The 16,716-nt window shown below is 53.9% G+C and carries 14 protein-coding genes; 5 read left to right on the forward strand and 9 right to left on the reverse strand.

From position 1 onward, the window contains the following. Window positions 1-113: 113 nt before the first annotated feature. The 5 genes from AC2FCQ_RS02520 to AC2FCQ_RS02540 form a co-directional block, all read right to left on the reverse strand. Window positions 114-1,550: a 6-phospho-beta-glucosidase gene (locus tag AC2FCQ_RS02520; protein WP_265553306.1), complete on the reverse strand. Its 1,437-nt coding sequence runs from the start codon at window positions 1,548-1,550 to the stop codon at window positions 114-116. A 128-nt stretch (window positions 1,551-1,678) separates the two neighbouring features. Further along, a complete protein-coding gene (locus AC2FCQ_RS02525; protein ID WP_265553304.1) occupies window positions 1,679-2,413 on the reverse strand; it encodes a MurR/RpiR family transcriptional regulator in 735 nt (244 codons plus the stop codon). A gap of 87 nt (window positions 2,414-2,500) precedes the next feature. After that, on the reverse strand, window positions 2,501-3,808 hold the full coding sequence (locus AC2FCQ_RS02530) for an MFS transporter (RefSeq protein WP_490307489.1): 1,308 nt from the start codon (window positions 3,806-3,808) through the stop codon (window positions 2,501-2,503). A gap of 90 nt (window positions 3,809-3,898) precedes the next feature. After that, entirely contained in the window at window positions 3,899-4,849 is a 951-nt protein-coding gene (locus AC2FCQ_RS02535) for a 2-hydroxyacid dehydrogenase (RefSeq protein WP_490307490.1), read from the reverse strand. A 200-nt stretch (window positions 4,850-5,049) separates the two neighbouring features. Then, window positions 5,050-5,955 (reverse strand): DMT family transporter, encoded by a 906-nt coding sequence (locus tag AC2FCQ_RS02540; protein WP_490307491.1) that lies wholly within the window; start codon window positions 5,953-5,955, stop codon window positions 5,050-5,052. 128 nt (window positions 5,956-6,083) lie between these two features. Between AC2FCQ_RS02540 and AC2FCQ_RS02545 the strand changes: the two genes are divergently transcribed. Together AC2FCQ_RS02545 and AC2FCQ_RS02550 are read left to right on the forward strand one after the other, a co-directional pair. Continuing rightward, window positions 6,084-6,653, forward strand: a complete 570-nt coding sequence (locus AC2FCQ_RS02545) for a helix-turn-helix domain-containing protein (protein ID WP_209633518.1) — start codon at window positions 6,084-6,086, stop codon at window positions 6,651-6,653. A gap of 135 nt (window positions 6,654-6,788) precedes the next feature. After that, window positions 6,789-8,726 carry a DUF3857 domain-containing protein gene (locus AC2FCQ_RS02550; protein WP_404759584.1) on the forward strand — a complete coding sequence of 646 codons (1,938 nt, stop codon included), beginning with the start codon at window positions 6,789-6,791 and terminating at the stop codon, window positions 8,724-8,726. 67 nt (window positions 8,727-8,793) lie between these two features. On the opposite strand, the gene ggt is transcribed toward AC2FCQ_RS02550, so the two are convergent. Both ggt and AC2FCQ_RS02560 read right to left on the reverse strand, forming a co-directional pair. After that, the gene (ggt, locus tag AC2FCQ_RS02555) at window positions 8,794-10,467 is read right to left on the reverse strand and encodes a gamma-glutamyltransferase (RefSeq protein ID WP_490307492.1); all 1,674 of its coding nucleotides are present in this window, start codon (window positions 10,465-10,467) and stop codon (window positions 8,794-8,796) included. 152 nt (window positions 10,468-10,619) lie between these two features. After that, window positions 10,620-11,483: a LysR family transcriptional regulator gene (locus AC2FCQ_RS02560; RefSeq protein ID WP_490307493.1), complete on the reverse strand. Its 864-nt coding sequence runs from the start codon at window positions 11,481-11,483 to the stop codon at window positions 10,620-10,622. A gap of 148 nt (window positions 11,484-11,631) precedes the next feature. Between AC2FCQ_RS02560 and AC2FCQ_RS02565 the strand changes: the two genes are divergently transcribed. Then, a complete protein-coding gene (locus tag AC2FCQ_RS02565) occupies window positions 11,632-12,759 on the forward strand; it encodes an agmatine deiminase family protein (protein WP_209633510.1) in 1,128 nt (375 codons plus the stop codon). 95 nt (window positions 12,760-12,854) lie between these two features. On the opposite strand, the gene AC2FCQ_RS02570 is transcribed toward AC2FCQ_RS02565, so the two are convergent. Both AC2FCQ_RS02570 and AC2FCQ_RS02575 read right to left on the reverse strand, forming a co-directional pair. Continuing rightward, a complete protein-coding gene (locus AC2FCQ_RS02570; RefSeq protein ID WP_490307494.1) occupies window positions 12,855-13,058 on the reverse strand; it encodes a hypothetical protein in 204 nt (67 codons plus the stop codon). A gap of 98 nt (window positions 13,059-13,156) precedes the next feature. Beyond that, entirely contained in the window at window positions 13,157-13,855 is a 699-nt protein-coding gene (locus tag AC2FCQ_RS02575) for a TetR/AcrR family transcriptional regulator (RefSeq protein ID WP_404759588.1), read from the reverse strand. Between the two features lie 43 nt (window positions 13,856-13,898). On the opposite strand from AC2FCQ_RS02575, the gene AC2FCQ_RS02580 reads away from it, so the two are divergent. Together AC2FCQ_RS02580 and AC2FCQ_RS02585 are read left to right on the forward strand one after the other, a co-directional pair. After that, complete coding sequence (locus AC2FCQ_RS02580; RefSeq protein ID WP_490307495.1) at window positions 13,899-15,413, forward strand: MDR family MFS transporter; 1,515 nt, start codon at window positions 13,899-13,901, stop codon at window positions 15,411-15,413. A gap of 146 nt (window positions 15,414-15,559) precedes the next feature. Then, a complete protein-coding gene (locus AC2FCQ_RS02585) occupies window positions 15,560-16,714 on the forward strand; it encodes an efflux RND transporter periplasmic adaptor subunit (RefSeq protein WP_490307496.1) in 1,155 nt (384 codons plus the stop codon). The last annotated feature ends 2 nt before the right edge of the window (window positions 16,715-16,716 follow it).

A 16,716-nucleotide genomic window follows, 5' to 3' on the forward strand; every position in this document is an offset into this window, starting at 1 on the left:
CGATCCTTCTCTTTTAAATGCAGACGGTTGGAGGGAGTAATATGTGACTGCGCCATGACTATGCCACAATAAAAAAGAGCCACAAAATGTGGCTCACAGGGGGAACGGGCGTATTACAGCTGTTCGCCGTTGCTGGCGATAACCCTTCGGTACCAGTCAAAACTCTTTTTGCGCGAACGCTCGAGCGTGCCGGTACCGTCGTCGTGTTTGTCGACGTAGATAAAACCGTAGCGTTTGCCGTATTCCCCGGTGGTGAAGGAGACACAGTCGATACAGCCCCAAGGGGTGTAACCGATCAAATCAACCCCGTCGTCGATCACGGCTTTTTTCATCTGTTCGATATGTGCGCTTAGGTAGTCGATGCGATAATCATCGTTGATTTTACCGTCAGCTTCGACCTTGTCGAAGGCGCCAAAGCCATTTTCAACGATAAACAACGGCTTCTGGTAGCGTTCGTACAACACGTTCAACGAGTAACGCAGCCCAACGGGATCAATCTGCCATCCCCAGTCGGACGCTTTTACATGCGGGTTTGGTACGTTACCGGGGAAGTCGAACATCGCATCGCCAGTGCTTACCGCATCGGCCTTCAGAGCATTGCTCATGTAGTAGCTGAAACCGATGTAATCCGCGCAGCCTTCGCGCAGGGTTTGTTCGTCCTGCGGCTGCATCTCAATCTTGAAGCCTTTGCGTTCCCAGTCTCGCAGCAGGTACGACGGATAGTAGCCGCGCACTTGCACGTCGGTGAACAGGTAGCGCGAATGCATCGCTTCTACGCTGTACATGACGTCGTCTGGCTTGCAGGAGAACGGGTAGAAGGGCACGCAGGCCAGCATGCAGCCAATGTTGAATTCCGGGTTAATCTGGTGACCGAGTTTAACCACCTGAGCACTGGCGACAAACTGGTGGTGCAATACCTGATACAGCGTCTGCTCTGGGTTCTCTTCTTGGGTATACACCACGCCGGAACAGCAATAGCCAAACAATGGGTACTGGTAGTTGCTCTGGTTGTTGATCTCGTTAAAGGTCATCCAGTACTTCACTTTATGCTGATAACGACGCAGTACCACCTCGCTGAAACGCACGAAGAAATCGACCACCTGACGGTTCTTCCAACCGCCATACTCTTTCACCAGGTGATAGGGCATCTCAAAGTGCGACAGGGTGATCACCGGTTGGATATTGTATTTCAACAACTCATCAAACAGATCATCGTAGAATTGCAGGCCGGCTTCATTCGGCTCAAGCTCATCACCCTTAGGGAAAATGCGGGTCCAGGCGATCGAGGTACGGAAACATTTGAACCCCATTTCTGCGAACAGCGCGATATCCTGTTTATAGCGACCGTAGAAATCCACCGCTTCGTGGTTGGGGTAGCGATAGCCTTCCAGCACACCGTCGGTCATCACGCGGTCCACGCCGTGTGCACCGCCCGACAATACGTCTGCGATGCTAGGGCCTTTGCCCCCTTGATCCCAACCGCCTTCAACCTGGTGCGCAGCGACGGCGCCACCCCACAGAAAATCTTTCGGTAACTGTTGTTGTTTCATCGTTGGTTTCTCATTCCATTATTCATGAAAGGTCACGGATGAGAATATAGTAGCAAGCTGGAATTGAATGTCACGATATAACAAACCGCCCCTTAGGGTGACTTGTTACATTAAAAAAACAGGCTGTTTTATTTCGCGGCGCTAATATGACCCAATCGCTTGCCGATGGTTTCAATAATGTAAATAACCGGGATTTGGGTCGTGATATTATGGTGCCCGGCGATCAGCTGCGGTGGCACGTGGTAGGAGAGGTTGAAGTCTGCCATGCGCGCCAGCGATGAGGTTTCATTGTTGGTGATGCTGACAATCTTGCAGTTATGCAGGCTGAACTGGCTGGCCAGACGCAGGATCTCTTCCGTCTCGCCAGACACGGAAAGCATAATGGCGACAGCGCTTTTATACATGTCACTGTTGATAGGGTAATAAGGGTCATCAATATGGGTGCTGAATTTACCTACATTGGAAAAGAAACGCGCACCGTATTTCCCTAATGCGCCCGATGTGCTTACGCCAACAAAAATAATACGTTCTGCGGCGGCAATATATTGTACCGCCTGGTCAATAAGCTGGTTGAATTCGTCGTTGTTAATACTTTTAAAGAAACTGATTATTTCACTGGTGCCGAAATCTATCGGTGGCGCTTCGGTCTGTTCAAGATACAACTTAAAGCGAATGCGGAATTCAGAATAACCCTCACAGCCCATTTTTTTGCAAAAACGCAGTACCGTGGTGGTAGATACCCCGACGGCCTCCGCCAGCTCGCGAATGGTCATGTATATCACGGGGTTCTTATTCTTGATGACGTAGTTATAAACCATCAACTCCAGTGCATTGAGTTCGGCAATTGCTTTATGGGTAAACATAGACCTATCCAACGAGTAACAACAGACCTTAATCAGCGGGCTAACATAGCAAATTTTGCCGTTGCCCGCTTGTGGTTTTGTTGTCGCTCAGGCCCGTTTGGCCTTGTCCAGCAGCGCGTCATGCGCCGATTCGCTGTCGGTCAGGTCACACTCTTTTGGCAAGCGCCATGCGATGATCCCGGCAATGATCAGCGACACCGCCAATCCGCACACCGCGACGTTTTGCCCATAGAGATAAATCATCACGCCCACCAGATAAGGTCCGCAGAATCCCCCCAGATTGCCCAAGCCATTAATGACGCCACGTGCGCCACCGGCCACTTCTGCAGAGGCAATACGCCCGGGCATTGACCAGAATGGGCTGGTTGCCGCTTTCAGGAAGAAACCACAAACCACCAACGCGATATAGGCGGCCACCACGTTATGGCGTAACACCACCGATGCCAGCAAGGCGGCAGCGAAGCAGAACAATGACACCATCACCCACAGCCGACGCTTGCCGGTTTTGTCGGTAAGGACAGAAATCAGGTAAATCCCCAACAAGGTTGCCACGAAAGGTAAAATGGCCAGGAAGCCCACAGAGGCCATATTGCCGCCTGTGAGGTTCTTCAGAATAGTAGGCAGCCACAGGGTGTAACCGTAGTCACCGGTTTGATAAAAGAAGTTCAGCAGCACCAGCTTCATTAGCCCTTTATTGCGGAATACGTCTTTCAGCGGGGCATTGCTGACCGGTTGTGTTCTGCTGCGGGCCTGACGTTCCCGCGTGAGTTCAGCCACCAGATATTCTCGCTCGCGGGCCGGTAACCAACGCGCCTCTTGTGGCCGATCGCTGATCAATAGCCACCAGACGGCTAAAACCACTAACGACAGCACACCTTCGAGGATAAACAACCAGCGCCAATCGAGTTGGTTAATGATGGCACCAGAAATCGGTGCGGTCAGCATGCCCCCCAACGGCGCAAACATCATGACAAAGGCATTGGCTCGGCCCAGCTCTTTTTCTGGAAACCAATTGCTGATCATCGTCAGTACTACCGGCAACATGCCGCCTTCAGAAATACCCAAGACAAAGCGCAGCACCAGCAGTTGATAGTGATTGGTGACAAAACCGGTCGCTACAGACACCACGGCCCAGGCGCACAATGACCAGGCGATAAAGCGTTTACCGCTGCCGTTAACCGCGATGCGGCCGCCGGGAACCTGCAAAAACAGATAGCCGATAAAAAAGATGCCGCTGGCTAAACCGGCCATTTGGCTGGTGATCCCTAGATCACTTTCCATACCGCCGGGCAGCGCAAAACTGATATTAACGCGGTCCATAAAGGAAATGATGCAGGCAATCAGGATCGGGGCAATGACCCGCAGCCAGCGGGTGTTGGGTATTTTATTATCCATGGCGATCTCTCTTTACAGGACGCAGGGAGAACCTCCAGAGCGCGAGGTTCTGTTATTCGGCGGTAATAAAATCGAAAGAAAACGCGTTATTTATTCGATGGCGTGGGGCAGTGGCGCATAGTTAAAAAAGGCTTCAACGTTGGTAAACACGATGTCGCTCATTTTTTGCCGCGTTTCTTGGGTGGCGCTGGCAATATGCGGTTGCAGTACGACATTATCCATGGCGATCAGCGCGGCGGGCACCTGCGGTTCGTGGGCATAAACGTCGAGCCCGGCACCGGCAATGGCGCCGCTTTGCAGTGCCGCGATCAGATCGGTTTCATTGACGATGCTGCCGCGGGCAATGTTGATCACCAGTGCATGTGATGGCAGGGCATCGAATACCGCTTTATCCACCAGGCCTGCACTGTCCTTGCCGCCGGAAATGGCGATCACAAAGAAGTCACTTTCCCGCGCCAATGCCAGCAGATCCGCGTAATAGGTGTAGGGCAGTGAGCTGTCCTGTTGGTGACTGGCGTACTGGATGCGCATGTTGAACCCGGCGGCGCGCTGAGCGATAGCACGGCCGATATTCCCCATGCCAAAAATGCCCAGTCGTTTACCGCTCACCTGCACTGACAGGCCTGGTGCCTCGTGTAACCAGCGGCCATCGCGGACAAAGCGGTCGTTGTGACACAGTTGACGCGCGGTAGCCAGTAGCAGCCCAAGAGCCATATCGGCCACGTCCTCAGTCAGTGCGCCGGAGGTGATGGTGACCTTAATACCGTGCTGACGGGTGTAGCTCAGGTCAATGGCGTCTGTTCCTACGCCAAACACGGCAATCAGCCCTAACTGCGGTAACTGTTCGAGAACCGCCGTTGTGACGCCGATATCGCCACGGGTGACAATGGCACGCAAGGAACGCCCTTTGGCCGCCAGGAAAGCAACCGGATCCGCGTGTTCATATAAGCGGTGCACGACAAAGGTCGCCTCAAGGCGAGCAAGCAGATTTTCCATTACTGGGGCAATTAACAGCACTTCATCGGGCGTATGGGTCGTCATGGTTTCACCTGTTCAAAAATAGCGTAACGTCGTTATTGCTATAAAAGCGGTTTTCCACAGACGGTTTTGCGACAGATATCACGCTGAAGGATGTTAAAAAAGGGTGTTACCGGTAATGTGACCAAGGGGGTAAAACCGGTAACAGCGCGCCGTAACATGCGGTTCTCCGGGGAATAACGCCTCTGTTGAGGGGTAACCCGTTAGCGATCTCCGGCCTGAGGAGCGGCTTTACTCGCCTGCAACAGCTGCCAACCAAAGTTCATGCCGGCCGCCGACAACAAGATGGCCGCAGCGCCCAGTAATTGCATCAGGCTAAGGCGATGTCCGAATACGGCCCAGTCGACCAGAATCGCCATTAATGGGTAGATGAACGATAAAGCCCCGATCAGAGTGGTGGGGATTTTCTGGATCGCACTGTACAACAGCGAAGACATCAAGCCGGTATGCAGCAAGCCGAGAGTGGCCAGCAGCAACCAGGTATGGGCTGTTGGTGGCAAGGAAGCCAGACCGGCGAAGGGGGCCAGCAGCACCATGCCAACGGTGAGCTGAATGAGTACGAGCAGATGCGGCGGTACGCCTTTCAACTGCTTGACGATAGCGGCTGCTACCGCATACATAAAGGCCGCGCCCAGCGCCAGTAACACCCCGGTAAGGTAATGGGCATTGGAACTGCCTGTATCCTGTTTACCTGTAATGATCAGCAACATGCCACCAAAGGCCAGCACCAGCCAACCGAGTTTATTCGCCGTCATTTTTTCACCAAAAAACAACACGCCCAACCCGACCAACATAAAAGGCTGGACGTGATAGGTGACGGTTGCCACGGCAATTGACGCGTAGGAATAAGCGCCGAAAAGCAGCGTCCAATTCAACACCAGTGCTAGACCACCGAGTACCGCAATGGCCGCCTGACGGCGAGTTAACACGCCTTTTCTTAACTGACCCAGCAAGGCACAAACGATCAACATTGCCAGCGCACCAAACGCACAGCGCCAGAAAACCACCGTGGGTGCCGGCTGCCCCAGTAAAACGACCGGCCAGCCCACGGTGCCGGAAATTACCATCGCGAGGCTCATCTGCAGCACACCGCTGGTTTTTATTTTCATTCATTTTCTCCCTGATGTGATAAGCGCTTGTCGCCGTGAATGTAAGACATTAAAATGAACAACTGAACATTATGATGAACACCTACTAGGTGTTCGTCAAGTCGAACAAACGGATGATATGGTGAACAATGAGCGATAATGCCAGCAACAGCGCCACACCCATTGGCCTGCTTTCTGCCGCAATCCGCCGAGAGCGTGAGCGGATTGGGTTAACGGTTACCGAATTGGCACGCCGGGCGGGCATTGCCAAATCAACGCTCTCGCAACTGGAAACCGGTAGCGGTAATCCCAGCCTGGAAACATTGTGGGCGTTGGCCATGGCCCTGGATGTGCCGGTAAGCCGGTTAATCTCCCAACCCCGTCAGCACGTTCAGGTGATCCGCGCCAATGAAGGGGTTACTACCGTTTCTGAACACGCCAATTATGCCGCCACGCTGTTGGCAACCTGCCCGCCGGGGGCACAAAGAGATATTTACCGCCTGCGTGTACAGCCGGGGGAGTCGCGCATTTCACGGCCGCATATGCCAGGTACCATTGAACATGTGATTATCAGCAGTGGCAGAGCGCGAATTGGGCCGACAGAACAGCCAGTGGAGCTGGGCGCGGGGGACTACATCCGTTATTCCGCCGATCGAGAGCACATCTTTGAAGCCCTGGAAGCGGATACCACGGCGGTCATGCTGATAGAACAAGGCTAGTCGTGGGGGCATTGAGGCAATAACGCATCAGTGCGCTCCTGGGTTTGTTGCACCTGAATCATTGTCATAGTGTTGTGCTAGCGTTTTATGGATGCGGTGCTTTACGGCCGGTTACTCTTTGTCAAAGGAATGAAAATGAAAATAGCGATCCCTTCAATACTGCTACTCACCAGTTTGGCGGCGGTACATCCTGTCACGTTGCTGGCCGCCGACGCGGCCTTACCCGCAGGGCAAGAGGCGGCAGTCAGCAATGACTTCAGCTTTGTTCGTTACCGCGCTGACTATCAGGTTCTTGCCAATGCCCATAGCGTGAAGACCGAAAGTTATGAAGTCCTGCTCAAAACCAAGGCTGCGGTCGAGAAATTCAGCCAGATTCGATTGGGTTACAGTGAAAAAATGGAAACGCTGGAGGTGGTTTCTGCCTATACGCTGACGGCTGACGGTCAACGCCATGATGTTGCCCCCGACCGAATTTATACCCAGGAAAGCTACTCCAGCGCGTCAGCGGCCGTGTATGCCGACCGTAAAGTGAAGGTGATCGTCTTCCCCAACCTGGCACCGGGTTCTCGTATCCTCTATCAGCTGCGCCAAACCCAAAATGTGCCTTACTTCCCGGATTATTTTGGCCTGTGGGAAACCTTTAGCGTATTCGATCAATTTGATGATGCCGAGGTCAATTTGCAGGCACCGGCAGATTTGCCCATGCATATTTATACCCGGGATGTGGAAGGCAGTGATAAGCCGCAGATCCGTGATGGGCAGGCTTACTGGCGTTGGCATTACCAACGACGCGTACCGCTGAAGACGCAGAATTGGGCGGCGGACCGCTGGACTTTCAGCCCAACCATTATGGCCAGTACCTACCGCGAATGGCCACAGTTGGCAAAAGCCTATCAGTTGAAGGCCAGTGAAGCGGCCAAGGTGACGCCGGCAGTGCAGGCAATGGCAGATCACATCACAGCCGGCATTGACGATCGTCGTGAACAGGCCGCGGCGATGTATCGCTGGGTGGCACAGAATATCCGTTATGTTGCTGTGTACCTGGGTAACGGCGGGCTGGAGCCTAATTCTGCACAAAGTATTCTCGACAACCATTATGGCGATTGTAAGGATCATGTGGTGCTGTTAGAGGCGTTGTTGGCGGCCAAGGGGATAGAGAGTTCGCCCGTGTTGATTGGCATGATGAAAGGGCCGATCCTGCCTGAAGTGCCGCTGCTGGGCCGCTTTAACCATGCCATCACTTACGTGCCCGAATTTGACCTGTATCTGGATTCCACCAGTCCTTGGGCGCGCTTCGGTCAACTGCCGGAGGGCGACCTGGGCGTTCCGGTGTTATTGACGCGTGACGCGACATTGGCACATACCCCGAACAATGATGCACAACGGACGGAAAGCCCACTCAACGTGGACGTGGTGTTCGATAAGTCGGGCACGATGCGTGGGCAAACCGAACGAAAATTGAGTGAAGTTGATGAGATTAACCTGCGGGGTTATTTCTCGAAAATCAACCCGCATAATCGGACGCGAACCGAGGAGTCCATCATGTCTTCTTCCGGCATCGACGGACGTGGCCAGGTAGCGATGAGCGGCGATCCGCTGGATCTTAACAAGCCGTTTGGTTACAGCTTCCGTTTCAAGGCCGATGACTATGTCGATTTTGGCGTAGTGGGTGGGATGACGGTGCCCAATCCGCCGGGCGGCAAGTCTTTCCGCACACTGTATACGACCACGGCCGCGTTGACGAACGAAACGCCATTCTATTGCAACGCGCAACGCTTTGATGAAACCTATCGTCTGCAATTGCCTGCGAATGTTCCCATTATTGCTATTCCAAAGGATCAGCAATTCCGCAATACCGCGGGTAACTATCAGGTTAAATGGCAGCGAGAGGGGCAACAGGTCACCGTCAATCACACATTACAGCTGAATGCCATTCACGGTGAGGCTACCCTTTGTCAGGCGCAGGATTATCCGGCGTTCCGTGAATTATTCCAGCAGGTGCGCCGTGGTTTCCGCGGGCAGGTGGTTTACGGTGAGTTGGCGAAGGGTGCAGTGGATAAAACCGGCGGGTAATTAACCCGCAAGCTGAAACGCAATGATGGCCGACCCACGATGCGACCTGTTGGTCGGCCATGTTAGATTACTTTTCTACCACCCGTCCCATGCCGCGGCCCCGGGGATCAGAGGCCGTTTCCGGTGTGTTTCCGTTAACGCGTATTACCTGAATATCCCCCATATACCAGCCTTGATCCTCCAATTTATAGCCCATCGCATTCAGCTGTTCGGCCACGTTGCCCGTCAGTGGGGCAAAACCGTCGTAGAAAATGGTGTCTTTCGGCAACAGTTGATGATGAACGCGCTGCGCAGCCACCGCTTTTTCTAACGGCAATTGGTAATCGTAGATATTGTTTATTACCTGGAAAATCGAGGTGAAGATGCGTGAGCCACCCGGCGTCCCAATGACCAGACTCACGTCGCCGTCACGTGTGATGATGGTCGGGCTCATGGAAGAAAGCATGCGTTTGCCTGGCTCAATGGCGTTGGCGTCACTGCCGACAACGCCGAAGGCGTTGGCCACCCCTGGCTTGGCGCTGAAATCGTCCATTTCGTCATTCAGCAGGAAGCCGGCGCCTTTCACCACCACGCCGCTGCCGAAGTCCCAGTTCAGCGTGTAGGTGTTGCTGACCGCATTACCCTGAGAATCTACAATCGAAAAATGGGTGGTCTGATGGGGTTCAAGCCCAGGGCGCACCTTTTCGGTCGGGGAGATCGCGACGGGATTGATCTCCGCCGCCCGTTTTTGCAGGTAGTCCGGGGCGACCAACTTGTCGACGGGCACATGCGTGAAGTCGGGATCGCCGAGATAGTCTGCGCGATCGGCAAAGACACGCTTCTCAATTTCCGACAGCAGGTGAATGTAACGTGCGGAATTCAGCGCGACACCTTTGAAATCAGCGGCACGGTCCTCTTTTATCCCCAATAACTGTGCCAGCGCGATCCCCCCGGAACTGGGGAGCGGAGCGGTATAGATGATGTTACCACGCCAGGCGATTTGCATCGGATCGCGCCATTTCACCCGGTAGTCCGTCAGGTCAGACTGTGTAATAAGGCCGCCATCACGCTGCATCTGCGCCACCAGCAGTTTGGCTGTTTCACCTTGATAGAAGTCTTCAGCCCCTTTATTGGCGATGCGCTCCAGCGTTTTGGCCAGCTCAGGTTGTTTAAACACGGCACCGGGCTTCATGTTGCCAAAGTAATCACCAAAGTTGGTTTGACCGGCAAACAGCTTATTGGCGTCTTCACGGTACTGATATTGCTGATCGGCCACTTTAAACCCTTGCTGCGCGTAGCCGATAGCAGGGGTCAGTAACTCTGCCCACGGCAGTTTGCCAAAGCGTTTGTGTGCCTCCCACAGGCCTAACACCGTGCCGGGCACCCCGGCTGCCTTGGTGCCCACCAGGCTAAGGTTTTCAATGACGTCACCGTTTTTATTCAGGTACATGGTCTTGGTTGCCGCTTTTGGCGCAATTTCCCGGTAATCGAGGAAATAGGGTTTACCGTCGACGTACAGCGTCATAAAGCCGCCGCCGCCAATATTACCGGCTTCAGGGTAAGTCACTGCGAGAGTAAATGCGGTGGCTACTGCAGCATCTACGGCATTGCCACCCGCCTGCAAAATTTGTGCGGCCACTTTTGCACCGTATTGATCCGGTGCTGCCACGGCACCGGCGCTCAGATTCGCGGCCAATACCCCGGGGCTGAAGGTGGCAAGCGCCACGCTAAGTGCTAATGTTTTCAAGATGACAGAATGCATAGCGGTTCCTTTTCGAATTGAACGATGACAGGTGAATTCAATCTCAACAATCACTTAGCGCCATTGTGTTTGCGTGTTTGGGCGCTTGATTGAAAGTAGCACTGCACAAACTGGCGTGCTGTATTCACCGTCTGGAACCGTGAGCTAAAACGTTAAACTGCGGAAGGCAATTGGGTTAGCAGCCACTCACAAAAATGTTGGGTAAACGGGTTGTTTTCACTGTCGCGGTGAATAAGCCATGCCCAATTGGGGCCGCGCACCTTTTGCTCCGTCAACGGCATCAGCAGCCCTCTGTCGTGCGCGTGCTGTGCCAGGAGTTGGCTGACCAACGCGACGCCAAGGCCGTCGCAGGCGGCATCCAGCAACAGCCCTGGGTCTGAGAAATTCAGCCCATGGCTGCTTTGCCCGATGTTGACGCCGCCCTGAATGGCCCAATGGCTCCAGTCCATTTCGCGTTCGCCGTGCAAAGTGGTGCGCTCTGCGGCTACGACGTTCAGCACGTCAGGGTGGCATGCCGGATAGAGCCGATCCTGAAGCAATATTTTGAAGCTGCATTCCGCCTGGGCACTGAGATCGTCGCGGATCGCCAGATCGACGGTTTCTGTCGCCATATCCGGCGGGTCAAAGGTCGTAAATAGCCAGAGATCGATATCGGGATGCAGGCGATTGAAACTCTTCAGGTGCGGTACCAACCAGTGGCGGGCAAACGCCGGGGTTGTGTTGACGATCAGCTGATTGGGTTTACGGTACTGATCCAAACGACGGATACCGATGGCCAGTTGCTGAAGCATCACCTGCGCGGTGCTATAGAGATCGTGACCGGCGTCGGTAAGGCTGACGCTGCGGCCGCTGCGAAAGAACAGAGGTTGTTCAAGAAAGGCCTCCAGGCTGCGTATCTGTTGGCTGATAGCAGACTGGGTGAGGTGCAGTTCATCTGCGGCCTGGTGGAAGCTGCCTAGCCGGGCGGCGGCTTCAAACCCGCGTAGTGCGTTCATGGGGGGCCAGTGTTTTAACATTATCGATAAGCCTATCTAATCAGGTGTCTGCTAAATGTATCGTTTGTTCCGGCCGTATTGGAAGCCTTAACATGTACTACATCGAAATCACGCCGTTTTCAACTGAACAGAATATCTTATTTTAATGACGGCAATACAGGAGCAAACCATGTCAACGCGTCGCGAATTTATTAAGCAGGCATCCCTGATTGCCGGCATGAGCCTAACGGCCTCTATGGGGCTGTCGCTACCCGCCCATGCTGCGCAGGCTATACCTGGAGAGGGCTGGCGTATGCCTGATGAAGGAGAGGTGCAGCAGCGCGCGTTTATCTCCTTCGGTGCGCAGCGGGCAATTTGGGCCGACTACACGTCGGGCGTACAGGATGCTTTAGGGCGAGTTGCCCGTGCCATCGCGCAATATCAGCCCTTAACGGTATTTTGCCGGGAGAAAGAACGGCAACTGGCAGAAGAGAAATGCGGTACCCACAATGTGACCTTCATTATCACTGAGCTTGATGATATTTGGATGCGCGACATTGGCGCCAACTTTGTGGTTAACAATCAAGGCAAGCTGGGGGCCGTGGACTTTAACTTTAACGGTTGGGGCAACAAACAGCAGCATACTTATGATTCGCGCCTGGCGGCGTTTGAAGCGAAACATTACGGCGTCGCCAATATACGGCGTAGCGGACTGGTGGGAGAAGGCGGCGGCATCGAGGTGGATGGCCATGGCACCGGGATCATGACCGAAAGCAGTTGGGTCAATGCTAACCGCAACCCTGGCTGGAGCCGTGACCGGGTTGAGCAAGAGTTAAAAGAGATGCTCGGCCTGCGCAAAATTATCTGGCTGCCGGGAATTAAAGGTAAGGATATTACGGATGCCCACGTCGATTTTTATGCCCGCTTTGCCAGCCCAGGGGTGGTGGTGGCTAATTTAGATACCGATCCTGACTCTTACGATCACAAGGTGACGCAGGCCCATTTGGCTATCCTCAAACAAGCAACCGATGCCGATGGTCGCAAGTTAAAGGTGCATACGATGTCGCCCCCGATGGATCCACGCCGCAGCCGTTTCAGCAAGGGCAATCCGGATTTTGCTGCGGGATATATCAATTATTTTGTGATCAACGGTGCGGTTATCGCCCCGGAGTTTGGCGACGCTGAGGCGGATGCCGCCGCGTTGAATTTGTTAACAGAGCTTTACCCCGATCGTGACGTGGTGCAGCTGAATATTGACGCCATTGCCGCTGGCGGTGGGGGGATTCACTGCGTGACCAACCAACTGCCGGCAGTGTAAACGGCACATCGTCAAGCAGGGTCATTTTTGGCCCTGCGGTTATTATGCCGATGGTGCATAAACGTATTTTTCACGCCTGTTAGCCAAAGGGTAACTTATTGATAATCCTTTAGCTTCAGAACATGCTTTTTCCAGAAGTGGCTTGAAAGGAATGCGTAAAGCAGGGTGACAATGATTGAAGCAAGGCAGGCTTTAGCCAGGGAAAGGGGGAAATCAAACTCGCCAATATGCGTTATCAAATAAATGGCAAAAGCGACAGCAGCGACCAGTGCCAATCTCTTACGCCTTTCCTGTGTCATCGTTAATCCCTTCAATCTTAAAGCGGTGATGTAACACTCTCTCATCTGTAGGCTTTACCGCACAATCATTAATTCCAGTTTTTCAATCGCGCTCATCTTTAGCGCTGTGGCCCCAGCCCTTGAGTCAGCAGCGTAATGGCGTGACGGGCGATAACATCGGCGTTCAACGGATTATCATCGTCATTACGGTGCCATTTTGGCGCAGTGGCTAGGGGCAACAACGTCATGCCAAACAGGGTAATAAACATCAGCGACGGCTCCAGGCTTGCATTGAGCTTGCCCTCTGCTTGCCAGCGAATGATCGATTGCAGCGCTGTTTTGCGTTGCGTATCCCCAAATCGCTCGTTCATGCGTTGTTTCAAAATGCCGTTGTCACTCATCACTTCACGTAACCACAGTGGTGCAAACCATGGGTGATCGGTCGAGATGTCGATAAATCGCTGTGCCAGTTGGGTGAAGGCGGCCACGGGATCGTCTGTATTGGCGTCAAACACGCTGCCGGCAGCAAGCCTAACCGGCAGAAAACGCTCGTCTATCAGCACATCCAGCAACTGTTCGCGGTTGTGAAAATAGTAGTGCAGCATGGCAGGGGTTACGCCGGCCTCACGGGCAATGGCATTCAGCGACGTATCGGCAATGCCTTGACGGGCAAACATATTCAGCGCGGTGTCGAGTAAATGCTCGCGTTTTTCTGCGCCATTAGCACTGCCGCTAGGGCGACCGGGGCGCCGTGGTTTTTGAACGTTTTGTGCTGTCATCGCGGTGAGATCCATTGACCGGAGAAAAGAATAGTTCATATATTAATTACTCAATTAATTAATTACAAGCGGGCTCACTTACATGGGTACGGATAACGTAGCAGGCAACGAAGAAAACGGCAGGGTGCATGAACAGGCCCCCTCGATCCGTTTGTTGTTCTCAGCACTGCTGCTGGTCATGTTACTGGCGGCGCTCGATCAGACGATTGTGTCTACTGCGTTGCCGACTATCGTCGGCGAATTCGGTGGTCTGGAGAACCTGTCGTGGGTGGTGACCGCCTATCTGCTGGCGTCGACCATTGTGGTGCCACTGTATGGCAAGTTCGGCGATCTGTTCGGACGCAAGATCGTGTTACAGATAGCCATTGTGGTCTTCTTGCTCGGTTCCGTGCTGTGCGGGTTAGCGCAGAATATGACGGAGCTTATCCTGATGCGTGCGTTGCAAGGGCTGGGTGGGGGTGGTTTGTTGGTCGTGACCATGGCCGTGGTGGGTGATGTGATCCCACCGGCCGATCGTGGGCGCTATCAAGGGTTATTTGGTGGGGTCTTTGGTTTGGCGACGGTGGTTGGGCCGCTGATCGGTGGGGTGTTGGTGCAACATTTCTCTTGGCGTTGGATTTTCTATATCAACCTGCCACTGGGGATCTTCGCACTGTTAGTGATTGGTGCGGTGTTCCAGTCCAAGGTTAACCGGGTCAAACATGAGATTGATTTCCTGGGTGCCAGCTATCTCGCGGCAGCGTTGACCTGCATCATCCTGTTTACCAGCCAGGGTGGCACGGTAATGGCCTGGTCTGACGGCCAATTGTGGTGCATTTTGGCGTTTGGTCTGGTGTCGATAGGCGGATTTATCTACGAAGAGCGGCTGGCGAGCGAGCCGATCATTCCGTTAGGGCTGTTCCGTAATCGCACCTTTGTGTTGTGTGCATTGATAGGCTTTATCGTCGGTATGTCGCTATTTGGGTCGGTGACCTTCCTGCCGTTGTATCTGCAGGTGGTGAAGGATTCCACACCGACCCAGGCGGGTATGCAATTATTGCCGCTCATGGGGGGGATTATGATCAGCTCCATCATCAGCGGACGGTTGATCAGCAAACACGGTAAATACCGCATCTTTCCGATCATCGGCACGCTGTGTGCGTTGGCGGGGATGATACTGCTGGGTACGTTGAAAAACTCGACCCCGGTGCATTTGCTGTATCTCTACATCAGCCTGTTGGGGTTAGGCTTGGGTATGGTGATGCAGGTGATGATCCTCGCAGCACAAAACAGCGTAGAGCCGAAACACATGGGGGTCGCCACGTCCAGTGCTACGCTATTCCGTTCCATCGGGGGGTCTATTGGCGTCGCCGTATTTGGCGCGATTTTTACCAATGTGCTGCACAGCCGTCTGGCCGCTTTGCTGCCTGAAGGCACTGAGTTGCCACGTTCACTGGGGGCAAGTGCCGTGCATCATCTGCCCACGGCGCTGCAACAGGACTACCTGCAGGCATTCGGTGGTGCGATTCACTCGGTGTACCAAATTGCCGCCGTGGTGATGGCACTGGCATTTGCGTTAACCTGGTTGCTGAAAGATATCCCGCTTCGAAAGAAATAGTTCGCTTGCCAGTGCGTAGCACGTACGCACCGGCTCTCTTCATGCTCTGCGATGCAATTTTACTGAATCCTTACGTAACCCTGTCAGACTAAAAACGTCGCTTTCTATATATTGAGAATAAACGTTCTCAATAGGATAGAAAGTCGATGCAAAGGAAAAAGGTTCTTCTTGTCAGCCTGTCGTTGTTACTGGCCGCTTGTGATGGCCAAAGTGGCAGCGCCCCCACAGGCGCCCGTGGCGTACAGGAGGTGGGGGTGGCGACACTGCATGGCCAATCTGTAACGCTGAGCAGCGATCTGACCGGTCGAGTGAACGCCACCATGACGTCGGACGTCCGTCCTCAGGTGGAAGGCATTATCCAGCGTCGCCTCTTTACCGAAGGCGCAGAAGTCAACGCCGGCCAGGTGCTGTATCAAATCGACCCTGCAACCTATCAGGCCAGTTATGATCAAGCGGCCGCACAGGTAAAAAGTGCCCAAGCCACGGTGAACGCCAGTCGCCTGAAAGCACAACGCTATGCTGTTTTGGTCAAAGAGAACGGTGTGTCCAAGCAAGACGCAGATGATGCAATGGCGACCTACCGGGAGGCCGTTGCCGCGGTGGCACAGTACAAGGCGACGCTGGAAACGGCCAAAATCAATCTTGCCTATACGCAGGTACGCGCGCCTATCTCCGGCCGTATTGGTATTTCGTCGGTGACACCCGGTGCGCTGGTGACTGCCAGCCAAACGGATGCGCTGGCAACCATTCGGGCGCTCGATCCTGTCTATGTCGATCTCACACAGTCCAGCACTCAACTGCTGAAATTACGCAAACAGCAGGCTTCGTTACAACGTGACGATGTCACGCCGGTAACCCTCAATCTCGAAGACGGTACGCCTTATTCTCATGCAGGCAAGCTCGAACTGACAGAAGTGTCGGTAGATGAGTCTACGGGCTCTGTCACGCTGCGTGCCGTGTTCCCCAATCCAGAACACGAATTATTACCCGGCATGTATGTTCACGCCAAAGTCGATAACGGTGTTGATCCCAAGGGGATCCTGGCGCCACAGCAGGGTATAACCCGCAACGCTAAGGGTGAGGCGACTGCGCTGGTGGTTAACGCCCAAAACAAGGTTGAACAGCGCACCGTCACCACCGAGCGCGTTATTGGCAGCAGTTGGCTGGTCAGTCAGGGGCTTAATGAGGGGGACCGGTTAATCGTCGAGGGCACGAACAAGGTGGCTGTCGGTACGGAGGTCAAGGCGGTTGAGGTGCAAAAACCGGCGGGTACCGCTGTGGCTAACGGCGGGGATCAATAACC

The organism is Serratia sp. CoH_134_PS_4, from assembly GCF_058190535.1.